At 71.6% G+C, this 3,575-nt stretch carries 4 protein-coding genes and 1 pseudogene; all 5 read left to right on the forward strand.

Going from position 1 to position 3,575, the window contains the following annotated elements; translation table 11 throughout:
- Window positions 1-46: 46 nt before the first annotated feature.
- The 5 genes and pseudogenes from VI078_15575 (at window position 47) to VI078_15595 (ending at window position 3,514) form a co-directional block, all read left to right on the forward strand.
- Window positions 47-946, forward strand: a complete 900-nt coding sequence (locus VI078_15575) for a TIGR01777 family oxidoreductase (GenBank protein ID HEY6000706.1) — start codon at window positions 47-49, stop codon at window positions 944-946.
- A gap of 134 nt (window positions 947-1,080) precedes the next feature.
- Entirely contained in the window at window positions 1,081-1,512 is a 432-nt protein-coding gene (rplM, locus tag VI078_15580) for a 50S ribosomal protein L13 (protein ID HEY6000707.1), read from the forward strand.
- Window positions 1,513-1,562: 50 nt separating this feature from the next.
- Window positions 1,563-1,943, forward strand: a pseudogene (gene rpsI, locus VI078_15585) (30S ribosomal protein S9).
- An 85-nt stretch (window positions 1,944-2,028) separates the two neighbouring features.
- Entirely contained in the window at window positions 2,029-3,072 is a 1,044-nt protein-coding gene (argC, locus tag VI078_15590; GenBank protein HEY6000708.1) for an N-acetyl-gamma-glutamyl-phosphate reductase, read from the forward strand.
- 88 nt (window positions 3,073-3,160) lie between these two features.
- Window positions 3,161-3,514, forward strand: a complete 354-nt coding sequence (locus tag VI078_15595; protein ID HEY6000709.1) for a hypothetical protein — start codon at window positions 3,161-3,163, stop codon at window positions 3,512-3,514.
- Window positions 3,515-3,575: the final 61 nt, after the last annotated feature.

Raw genomic sequence — 3,575 nt, forward strand, 5'->3', positions numbered from 1 at the left:
GTGTCGGGATCGCCGGCCATGCCGGCGGGCCGGGGAGGGCGGGAGCATGAAAGTCTTCATCGTTGGCGGGACGGGTTTCGTCGGTGTGAACGTCGCCAACCGGCTGCGCGCGCGCGGCGACGAGGTCACGGTGCTGGGCCAGACGGCCGACCGCCCGCGCGGGCTGGAGGTCGCGGTCCCCGTGATCGGTGGCGATGCGCGCGTCGCGGGCGACTGGCAGGAGCGTCTGGCCGGGCACGACGTGGTGGTCAACCTTGCCGGCGCCTCGATCTTCCAGCGGTGGACCGCGGCGGCGAAGAAGGCCATCCGCGAGAGCCGCATCCTGACGACGCGCAACGTGGTGGACGCGCTGCCGGCGGGCGCCACGCTCGTGTCCACCTCCGCCGTGGGCTACTACGGCTTCCACGGCGACGAGGAACTGGGAGAGACGGACGCGCCGGGGGCGGACTTCCTCGCGCGGCTGTGCGTGGACTGGGAGGCGGAGGCGCGGCGGGCGGAGGCGCGCGGTGCGCGCGTCGTGATCACGCGCTTCGGCATCGTGCTCGGTCCCGGCGGCGGGGTGCTCGGCCAGATGGCGCCAATGTTCAGGCGCTATCTCGGCGGCCCGCTCGGATCCGGGCGGCAGTGGTTCTCGTGGATCCACGTGGAAGACCTGTTCGCCGCGATGCTCCACGTGACGGGGCGCGCGGGGGAGGGCGGCGCGTACAATTTCACGGCGCCGGCGCCGGTGACGAACCGCGAGCTGACACGGGAACTCGCCCGGGTCCTGCGCCGCCCGGCGTTCCTCCCCGCGCCGGCCTTCGCCGTGCGCCTCGTGCTCGGCGAGTTCGGCAATGTCATCCTCGAGGGCCAGCGGGTCCTCCCGCGCCGCCTGCTCGCCGAAGGCTTCCGCTTTGCCTACCCGACGATGGCCGCCGCGCTGGACAACCTCGCCCCGACGCTCTAGGGGCTGCCCCCGAAGCGACGCACGGGAACAAGACCCGGCGCACGCAACCCTGGAATAGTTTGCCTTGACAATGGGTTGCGGGGTGTCTACACTTCACCCTCTCATTGGAGCGGAAAAGCGCAAGGAGCCAGAAGATGATTGCCCAGAAGACGAAGATGGCGAAGAAGGAAGCGCTCGAGCGCAAGTGGTACGTCGTCGACGCGGACGGCAAGGTGCTCGGGCGGCTCGCGACGCGCGTGGCGCGGCTGATCATGGGGAAGGGAAAGCCTGACTGGACCCCCCATGTCGACTGCGGCGACCACGTCGTGGTGCTCAACGCATCGAAGATCAAGGTCACCGGCCGCAAGCTGACGGACAAGGTCTACCGGCACCACAGCGGTTACCCGGGCGGCCTCAAGGAGATCACCCTCGAGAAGCAGCTCGCGAAGAAGCCGGAGAAGGTCATCCAGGACGCGGTGCACGGCATGATCCCGAAGGGGCCGCTCGGCCGCCGGATGATCACGAAGCTCAAGGTCTACGCGGGGGCCGAGCACCCGCACGCGGCCCAGAAACCCCAGGCGATCTAGCGCGCCTGGCAAGCGAGGCGAAGGAGAGCACGAGAGCGATGGAAAGCACCCAGATCTACAGCACGGGCCGGCGCAAGACCGCCGTGGCGCGCGTCTGGCTCAAGCCGGGCAGCGGCGCGATCAGCGTCAACTCGCAGGAGGTCGCGGCCTATTTCCCGCGCAAGACCCTGCTCGCCATCATCCAGCAGCCCCTCGAGGCGGCCAACGCCGTCGGGCGCTACGACGTCGTCGCGACCGTCGAGGGCGGGGGGCTCTCGGGCCAGGCCGGCGCGGTGCGCCACGGCATCTCCCGCGCGCTCGTCTCGGGCGTGCCCACGGCGAAGGACACCCTGCGCCGGGGCGGCTACCTGACGCGCGACTCGCGCAAGAAGGAGCGCAAGAAGTACGGCCAGAAGGGCGCCCGCGCGCGCTTCCAGTTCAGCAAGCGCTAAAGCGTCGCCGCAGCTTCCGGGCGGGGGGAGAGGCCGAGGGCTTCTTCCCCCGTTTCTTTTTCCGCACGAGGAGGGCTTGAAGAGGATGGCGATCGAGGTCGGGATCATCGGGGCCAGCGGCTACACCGGCGGCGAGCTGCTGCGGCTGCTCTGCCGCCACCCCTCGCTGCGGGTCGCGTGGGCGACGTCGCGCCAGTACGCGGGCACGGCGGCCGGCGAGGTCTACCCGCACCTGCGGGACTTCAGCGACGTCGTGTTCAGCGCGCCGGACCTCGCGGCGATGCCCGCGGGCGTGCGCGGGGTCTTCGTCGCGCTGCCGCACGTCGAGGCCATGGCGGTCGTCCCGGGGCTGCTCGAGCGCGGCGTGAAGGTCGTGGACCTCTCGGCCGACTTCCGCCTGCGCGACGCCGGCGTGTACTCGCGCGCCTACGGCCACCCGCACGCGGCGCCGGCGCTGCTGGGCGAGGCGGTCTACGGCCTCACCGAGCACGCCCGGGAGCGGGTCCGCGCCGCCCGCCTGGTGGCCAACCCCGGCTGCTACCCGACGGCGACGCTGCTGGCGCTGCTGCCGCTGGCGCGCCGCGGCTGGCTCGCCGGCTTCGGGGCGATCGTTGACGCCAAGAGCGGTGTCTCGGGCGCCGGCCGCGGCCTCAAGCAGGGCAGCCTGTACTGCGAGGTCAACGAGGGGCTGACCCCGTACAACGTCGGGCGCCACCGCCACCAGCCGGAGATGGAGCAGGAGCTGGCGGCGGCCGCGGGGGCGCCGGTGGCGCTGACGTTCGCGCCGCACCTGGTGCCGCTGAGCCGCGGGATGGAGACGACGATCTACGTCGCGCCGCCCGCGGGCACCGGCCTCGGGGATATCTGCGCGGCGCTGCGCGAGGCCTACGCCGGCGAGGCCTTCGTCAAGGTCCTCCCCGACGGGAAGCTGCCGGCCGTGCGGGACGTCGCCGGGACGAACCTCTGCCGCATCGGGGCGACGGACGACCCGCGCGGCGGGCGCGTGGTGGTCGTCTCGGTGATCGACAACCTCGTCAAGGGTGCGTCGGGCCAGGCGCTGCAGAACATGAACCTCATGCTCGGCCAGGCGGAGACGGCCGGGCTGGACGCGCCGGGGCTGTTCCCCTAGGCCGCGGCGCGGGGCGGTGCAGGGGCGTCGCGTCTGCGACCGACTGCTCCAGCGGCGCACGATTCGAAGAGGGCTGGGGGGATATGGCATGAGAAAGCTCGGTCTGGTGTTCCTGGCGGCCGCACTGCTGGTGGGGCTCGCTGCGTGCCACAGCGGCAAGAGCGAACGCTACGACCCCGTCGGCACATGGGAACTGGTCTACTCCTGGAATCAGGGGCAGGTCCACATGATGGAGTGGCGCATCTTCGGGAACAACACGTTCCTCTCGAGCACCGGAAGCGGAGGGACGTGGACCTCGGACGGTGAGGTTGTCACGCTGGCAGCCGCGGACGGGACCGCATACAGGGGCGTGTTCGTGAACCACTCCGCCATCTCGGGAACGATGAGTTCTTCGCACGGCACGGGCACGTGGGATGCCGGCAGGACGAGCTGGGCCCCCTGACGCGCCGGGTGCAGGGGCAGTGTTCAGCGGTGCCTGCGGGCCCCGCCGCCCACGAAGGGGG

The organism is bacterium, assembly GCA_036524115.1.
GTDB lineage: Bacteria > JAUVQV01 > JAUVQV01 > JAUVQV01 > DATDCY01 > DATDCY01.